The 6,794-nt window shown below is 54.4% G+C and carries 4 protein-coding genes and 7 pseudogenes; 6 read left to right on the top strand and 5 right to left on the bottom strand.

From position 1 onward, the window contains the following. The 5 genes and pseudogenes from traJ (EJF25_RS24490) to EJF25_RS26805 all read right to left on the bottom strand — a co-directional run. Positions 1-770 (bottom strand): annotated as a pseudogene (gene traJ, locus EJF25_RS24490) (conjugative transposon protein TraJ); the annotation flags it as partial. Positions 771-773: 3 nt separating this feature from the next. Further along, positions 774-1,402, bottom strand: a pseudogene (locus EJF25_RS24485) (DUF4141 domain-containing protein). Between the two features lie 30 nt (positions 1,403-1,432). Further along, a pseudogene (locus tag EJF25_RS24480) lies at positions 1,433-1,815 on the bottom strand (DUF3876 domain-containing protein). Positions 1,816-1,851: 36 nt separating this feature from the next. Next, positions 1,852-2,811 carry a TraG family conjugative transposon ATPase gene (locus EJF25_RS24475; RefSeq protein ID WP_125043262.1) on the bottom strand — a complete coding sequence of 320 codons (960 nt, stop codon included), beginning with the start codon at positions 2,809-2,811 and terminating at the stop codon, positions 1,852-1,854. After that, positions 2,759-3,111 (bottom strand): annotated as a pseudogene (locus EJF25_RS26805) (TraG/VirB4 family ATPase). Before EJF25_RS26805 ends, EJF25_RS24475 begins: the two are co-directional and overlap by 53 nt. A gap of 335 nt (positions 3,112-3,446) precedes the next feature. Here EJF25_RS26805 and EJF25_RS26060 point away from each other — a divergent pair. From EJF25_RS26060 to traJ (EJF25_RS24450), 6 genes and pseudogenes are all read left to right on the top strand, one after another. Beyond that, the gene (locus EJF25_RS26060) at positions 3,447-4,127 is read left to right on the top strand and encodes a TraG family conjugative transposon ATPase (protein WP_235016923.1); all 681 of its coding nucleotides are present in this window, start codon (positions 3,447-3,449) and stop codon (positions 4,125-4,127) included. Beyond that, a pseudogene (locus EJF25_RS26730) lies at positions 4,024-4,388 on the top strand (TraG/VirB4 family ATPase). Before EJF25_RS26060 ends, EJF25_RS26730 begins: the two are co-directional and overlap by 104 nt. Positions 4,389-4,399: 11 nt before the next feature. Beyond that, on the top strand, positions 4,400-4,945 hold the full coding sequence (locus EJF25_RS24465; RefSeq protein WP_262707238.1) for a TraG family conjugative transposon ATPase: 546 nt from the start codon (positions 4,400-4,402) through the stop codon (positions 4,943-4,945). A 33-nt stretch (positions 4,946-4,978) separates the two neighbouring features. Further along, a complete protein-coding gene (locus EJF25_RS24460) occupies positions 4,979-5,362 on the top strand; it encodes a DUF3876 domain-containing protein (protein WP_117720349.1) in 384 nt (127 codons plus the stop codon). Positions 5,363-5,392: 30 nt separating this feature from the next. Beyond that, positions 5,393-6,021: pseudogene (locus EJF25_RS24455) on the top strand (DUF4141 domain-containing protein). Positions 6,022-6,024: 3 nt separating this feature from the next. After that, a pseudogene (gene traJ / locus EJF25_RS24450) lies at positions 6,025-6,727 on the top strand (conjugative transposon protein TraJ); the annotation flags it as partial. Positions 6,728-6,794: the final 67 nt, after the last annotated feature.

Below are 6,794 nucleotides of genomic sequence, written 5' to 3'. Positions count from 1 at the left end.
CAGCCTGCATCCGTTCGATGTCGCTTTGCAGCATCAGCACTTGAATCTTCGCCAGTATGGTGCTGAACATATCCGACACGGGCAGCCACAGATAGACCTGTATGTAGCGGCATATCCATTGCGTGAGCGTGCTTTGGAAGCCGTCCCATACCGATATGGCGAAGGCTATCGGACCGAGTATCGCCAGCACCACGAGGAAGAACGTGCGAAATAGTGTCTATCACGAGGGCGGCGGCTTGGAACATCAGTTCCAGTATCTCGCGGAAGAAGTCGCGGATGCCCTTTTTCATGTTGTACATCCCGCGCTCGATGTACATCCCCGCCATCGTCACCATGTCGCCGGGCGACCAGCCCAGTTCCTCCAGCTGTTTGTCAAACTCCTCGTTCGACACAAGGTAGGCGGTTTCAGGGTTGCGCATCATCGCCTCGTATTCCAGCTTGTCCTTCTGCTCACGGTATCGGTTCATGTCCAGCGTTTCCGCCTCCAGCATCTTTGCCGTACCCTGTACGACGGGCGACATGATGCTGTTTATCGTACCCAGTACCACCGTCGGAAAGAACATGATGCACAAACCTATCGCAAAGGGGCGGAGCATGGGGAACACGTCTATCGGTTCGGCTCTCGCCAGCGACTGCCAGACACGGTAGGCGACGTAGAACAGCGCACCCAACCCGGCGATGCCTTTCGCCACGCCCGCCATGTCCCCACATAGCGGCATCATCTGCTCGTAGAGCGAGCGCAGAATCTGGTGAAGGTTGTCGAAATTCATAGGCTACCAGTATCTTTCGTTCATGTTCCCGTACAGCCCCATGATGCGGTCGAGGTCGTTCTTCTTCTTCGCACGCAGGTAGCTCACGCTGATGTTCTTGTTGGTGTAGTAGCTCACGAGGTTGCGGTAACGCTTCATCTTGGAGTAGCAGCGTTCCACCACGTCCATGCGTTCCTTGTCTGTCATGGAGAGCGTGGTGATGTTCACCACGTTTTTCAGTTCCGTCAGCACGTCGTTGGATTCTCCAACAATTTGGTGTAGCCGAAGGCGATGGCTCCCAGTTCCTCCACCGTGAAGTTGTCGTCACGCATCATCCTCTGGAAGCTGGTCACATAGGTGTCGGTGATGTCACCCACCATCAGGATGGTCTGCTGCACCTTCCGGGCATCCTTTACCAGATTGTTCACGGATTTGAGTGCGTCGTAATACTTCTTGCCCTGCTCGTAAATCTTCACAGTTTCTTGAAAATTTTTTATCATATTCTGGGCGGTCGTGGAAGTGTGTACCACGTTCTTGGAAGTGTTCACGATGCTCTGCGCGATGTTGGACGGGTCTATCACCGTCCACTGTGCGCTTGCCCTGCCCACTGCAAGAAGGCAGAGGCAGATAATCATTGTCATTCTTGTTCTCATGTTACTTTGGATTTTAGTGGTTCGTTGATATTATTGTTCGCTTATCGGATGTTCGGCTGCGGCTTCACCCTGATATAGTCCCCGTTGGGCGAGAAGGTCAGGATGTCCGTCGCCTCGTTGTAGGATACGTCGATACGGAAGCCGGTGTTCATGAACAGGTTGCCGTTCTCCTCCTGCAAGAGATAGGTTTCCGGCTTCAGTTTGCGGCGCAGCCCGCTCCGCTTGAACACCGTCACCTTGTAGGCTTCGCCCTCCTTGTAGATAAGCACGTCAAGCTTCCCCTCCACGCTCTCCCAATTCCCGCAAAGCAGGTCGCGGCGGTTGTCCGCTACATCGCAGGATTGCAGCACCATGACCGCCAGCCCGATTAAACACTTGCTGACTTGCAGCATTTTCGTTCTTGATATACTCATACGCATTTCTTTTTTAGTTGATGAATCTGTTTTTACTTATTCTTCGTCTTTCGGCAAGCTGCCGGATGGCGGCTTCGATGTCGCCGCCCAGCTGCTCCGCCAGACGGTAAACCTCCACCTCTCCGTTTCTTCAGTGGTGTACGCCAGATACTCTTCAGCACTAACTTCGGTGGCATAGACCGCCGACTGCGTGCCGCCCAGTCCGATCCAGACTTCCTTGTAGAGCCTTGACGGGTTGTTCGCCATGTTGATGGAGAGTATCTGCGACTTCTCCTTTTCCGTCAGACCCAACAGGGACTGTATGGCATCAAACTTGTTCATGTACTTCCGCTGGTCGAGAAGTATCTTGCAGTCGGAGTTATTGATGATGCTTTCCTTGACGACGGGCGAGGAAATGATGTCGTCCACCTCCTGCGTCACTACGATTGCCTCCCCGTAATACTTGCGCACGGTCTTGTACATATAGCGCAGGTACTCAGCCATGTTCGCCGAAGAGAGAGCCTTCCAAGCCTCTTCCACTATCAGCTGTTTGCGCACGCCTTTCAGACGGCGCATCTTGTTGATGAAGGCTTCCATGATGATGATGGTCACGACCGGGAAAAGCTCGCGATTTTCCTTAATACTGTCAATCTCGAAGACGATGAACCGCTTGCCGAGCAGGTCGATGTTCTCCGTGGAGTTGAGCAGGAAGTCATAGCGTCCGCCCCGGTAATACTGCCGCATGGTGGTGAGCATATTGTCGATATTGAAGTCGGACTTCTCCACCTTTATCTCACGTTCCGCCAACTCCTTCGGTAATCGTCGCGCATATACTCGTAGAAGGTGTTGAACGAGGGGGACGATGCTCCGGTCAGCCCTGATACGCTCGATATAGGCGTTCACCGCACTGCCCAGTTCGCCGCTTCCGTCTTCGTCACTTTGTCGTCCTCCGACTTCCAGAGCGTCAGCAGCAGCGTCTTGATGCTGTCCTTTTCTCCACGTCGAACACGTAATCATCGGTGTAGAACGGGTTGAACGAAATCGGTTTTTCCTCCGTGTAGGTGAAGTACACGCCGTCCGCCCCGTTTGTCTTGCGCCGGATCATCTCGCACAAGCCCTGATAAGAGTTTCCGTGTCCACCAGTACCACGTGCGTACCCTGCTCGTAGTATTGCCTCACGAGGTGGTTCATGAAAAACGACTTGCCGCTGCCCGAAGGACCCAACACGAACTTGTTGCGGTTGGTCGTGATGCCCCGCTTCATCGGCAGGTCGCTGATGTCGAGGTGCAACGGTTTTCCCGTAAGCCTGTCCACCATCTTGATGCCAAGGGCGAGAGCGAGTTTCGGTAGTTGGTTTCCTCCGTGAAGAGGCACACCGCCTGCTCGATGAAGGTGTAGAAACTCTCTTCCGCAGGAAAGTCCGCCGCGTTGCCGGGCATCGCCGCCCAGTAGAGCGTCGGGCAGTCGATGGTGTTGTGGCGCAGTACGCACTCCATGCTCGCCAGCTGGCTGCCCACATCGTTCTTGATATGTTTCAGTTCCTCCGCATCGTCGCATCAACCGCGAGTGGATAGACCAGTACCTGAACGAAGCCCATTCCTACGGGCTGACCTCGGTACGGGCGCACTTCAACGTCATGGCGTGGAGTGACGATGCGGAGGAAACTGAAACATATCAAGAACGATGTGGGCAGCCAGCTGGCGAGCATGGAGTGCGTACTGCCGCCACAACACCATCGACTGCCCGACGCTCTACTGGGCGGCGATGCCCGGCAACGCGGCGGACTTTCCGCGGAAGAGAGTTTCTACACCTTCATCGAGCAGGCGGTGTGCCTCTTCACGGAGGAAACCAACTACCGAAACTCGCTCTCGCCCTTCGGCATCAAGATGGTGGACAGGCTTACGGGAAAACCGTTGCACCTCGACATCAGCGACCTGCCGATGAAGCGGGGCATCACGACCAACCGCAACAAGTTCGTGTTGGGTCCTTCGGGCAGCGGCAAGTCGTTTTTCATGAACCACCTCGTGAGGCAATACTACGAGCAGGGTACGCACGTGGTACTGGTGGACACGGGAAACTCCTATCAGGGCTTGTGCGAGATGATCCGGCGCAAGACAAACGGGGCGGACGGCGTGTACTTCACCTACACGGAGGAAAACCGATTTCGTTCAACCCGTTCTACACCGATGATTACGTGTTCGACGTGGAGAAAAAGGACAGCATCAAGACGTGCTGCTGACGCTCTGGAAGTCGGAGGACGACAAAGTGACGAAGACGGAAAGCGGCGAACTGGGCAGTGCGGTGAACGCCTATATCGAGCGTATCAGGGCTGACCGGAGCATCGTCCCTCGTTCAACACCTTCTACGAGTATATGCGCGACGATTACCGAAGGGAGTTGGCGGAACGTGAGATAAAGGTGGAGAAGTCCGACTTCAACATCGACAATATGCTCACCACCATGCGGCAGTATTACCGGGGCGGACGCTACGACTTCCTGCTCAACTCCACGGAGAACATCGACCTGCTCGGCAAGCGGTTCATCGTCTTCGAGATTGACAGTATTAAGGAAATCGCGAGCTTTTCCCGGTCGTGACCATCATCATCATGGAAGCCTTCATCAACAAGATGCGCCGTCTGAAAGGCGTGCGCAAACAGCTGATAGTGGAAGAGGCTTGGAAGGCTCTCTCTTCGGCGAACATGGCTGAGTACCTGCGCTATATGTACAAGACCGTGCGCAAGTATTACGGGGAGGCAATCGTAGTGACGCAGGAGGTGGACGACATCATTTCCTCGCCCGTCGTCAAGGAAAGCATCATCAATAACTCCGACTGCAAGATACTTCTCGACCAGCGGAAGTACATGAACAAGTTTGATGCCATACAGTCCCTGTTGGGTCTGACGGAAAAGGAGAAGTCGCAGATACTCTCCATCAACATGGCGAACAACCCGTCAAGGCTCTACAAGGAAGTCTGGATCGGACTGGGCGGCACGCAGTCGGCGGTCTATGCCACCGAAGTTAGTGCTGAAGAGTATCTGGCGTACACCACTGAAGAAACGGAGAAGGTGGAGGTTTACCGTCTGGCGGAGCAGCTGGGCGGCGACATCGAAGCCGCCATCCGGCAGCTTGCCGAAAGACGAAGGAATAAGTAAAAACAGATTCATCAACTAAAAAAGAAAATGCGTATGAGTATATCAAGAACGAAAATGCTGCAAGTCAGCAAGTGTTTAATCGGGCTGGCGGTCATGGTGCTGCAATCCTGCGATGTAGCGGACAACCGCCGCGACCTGCTTTGCGGGAATTGGGAGAGCGTGGAGGGGAAGCTTGACGTGCTTATCTACAAGGAGGGCGAAGCCTACAAGGTGACGGTGTTCAAGCGGAGCGGGCTGCGCCGCAAACTGAAGCCGGAAACCTATCTCTTGCAGGAGGAGAACGGCAACCTGTTCATGAACACCGGCTTCCGTATCGACGTATCCTACAACGAGGCGACGGACATCCTGACCTTCTCGCCCAACGGGGACTATATCAGGGTGAAGCCGCAGCCGGAACATCCGATAAGCGAACAATAATATCAACGAACCACTAAAATCCAAAGTAACATGAGAACAAGAATGACAATGATTATCTGCCTCTGCCTTCTTGCAGTGGGCAGGGCAAGCGCACAGTGGACGGTGATAGACCCGTCCAACATCGCGCAGAGCATCGTGAACACTTCAAGAACGTGGTACACACTTCCACGACCGCCCAGAATATGATAAAAAATTTTCAAGAAACTGTGAAGATTTACGAGCAGGGCAAGAAGTATTACGACGCACTCAAATCCGTGAACAATCTGGTAAAGGATGCCCGGAAGGTGCAGCAGACCATCCTGATGGTGGGTGACATCACCGACACCTATGTGACCAGCTTCCAGAGGATGATGCGTGACGACAACTTCACGGTGGAGGAACTGGGAGCCATCGCCTTCGGCTACACCAAATTGTTGGAGGAATCCAACGACGTGCTGACGGAACTGAAAAACGTGGTGAACATCACCACGCTCTCCATGACAGACAAGGAACGCATGGACGTGGTGGAACGCTGCTACTCCAAGATGAAGCGTTACCGCAACCTCGTGAGCTACTACACCAACAAGAACATCAGCGTGAGCTACCTGCGTGCGAAGAAGAAGAACGACCTCGACCGCATCATGGGGCTGTACGGGAACATGAACGAAAGATACTGGTAGCCTATGAATTTCGACAACCTTCACCAGATTCTGCGCTCGCTCTACGAGCAGATGATGCCGCTATGTGGGGACATGGCGGGCGTGGCGAAAGGCATCGCCGGGTGGGTGCGCTGTTCTACGTCGCCTACCGTGTCTGGCAGTCGCTGGCGAGAGCCGAACCGATAGACGTGTTCCCCATGCTCCGCCCCTTTGCGATAGGTTGTGCATCATGTTCTTTCCGACGGTGGTACTGGGTACGATAAACAGCATCATGTCGCCCGTCGTACAGGGTACGGCAAAGATGCTGGAGGCGGAAACGCTGGACATGAACCGATACCGTGAGCAGAAGGACAAGCTGGAATACGAGGCGATGATGCGCAACCCTGAAACCGCCTACCTTGTGTCGAACGAGGAGTTTGACAAACAGCTGGAGGAACTGGGCTGGTCGCCCGGCGACATGGTGACGATGGCGGGGATGTACATCGAGCGCGGGATGTACAACATGAAAAAGGGCATCCGCGACTTCTTCCGCGAGATACTGGAACTGATGTTCCAAGCCGCCGCCCTCGTGATAGACACTATTCGCACGTTCTTCCTCGTGGTGCTGGCGATACTCGGTCCGATAGCCTTCGCCATATCGGTATGGGACGGCTTCCAAAGCACGCTCACGCAATGGATATGCCGCTACATACAGGTCTATCTGTGGCTGCCCGTGTCGGATATGTTCAGCACCATACTGGCGAAGATTCAGGTGCTGATGCTGCAAAGCGACATCGAACGGATGCAGGCTGACC

It is taken from the genome of Bacteroides faecalis (assembly GCF_003865075.1).
Taxonomy (GTDB): domain Bacteria; phylum Bacteroidota; class Bacteroidia; order Bacteroidales; family Bacteroidaceae; genus Bacteroides; species Bacteroides faecalis.
Note: the sequence above shows the minus strand (reverse complement) of the source record. Positions and strands in the feature narration are given on the sequence as shown.

Coding starts and splice junctions, on each gene's coding strand:
- EJF25_RS24475 (WP_125043262.1), bottom strand. CDS start 2,811: ATGATTACGTGTTCGACGTGGAGAAAAGGACAGCATCAAGACGCTGCT.
- EJF25_RS26060 (WP_235016923.1), top strand. CDS start 3,447: ATGCGGAGGAAACTGAAACATATCAAGAACGATGTGGGCAGCCAGCTG.
- EJF25_RS24465 (WP_262707238.1), top strand. CDS start 4,400: ATGGAAGCCTTCATCAACAAGATGCGCCGTCTGAAAGGCGTGCGCAAA.
- EJF25_RS24460 (WP_117720349.1), top strand. CDS start 4,979: ATGAGTATATCAAGAACGAAAATGCTGCAAGTCAGCAAGTGTTTAATC.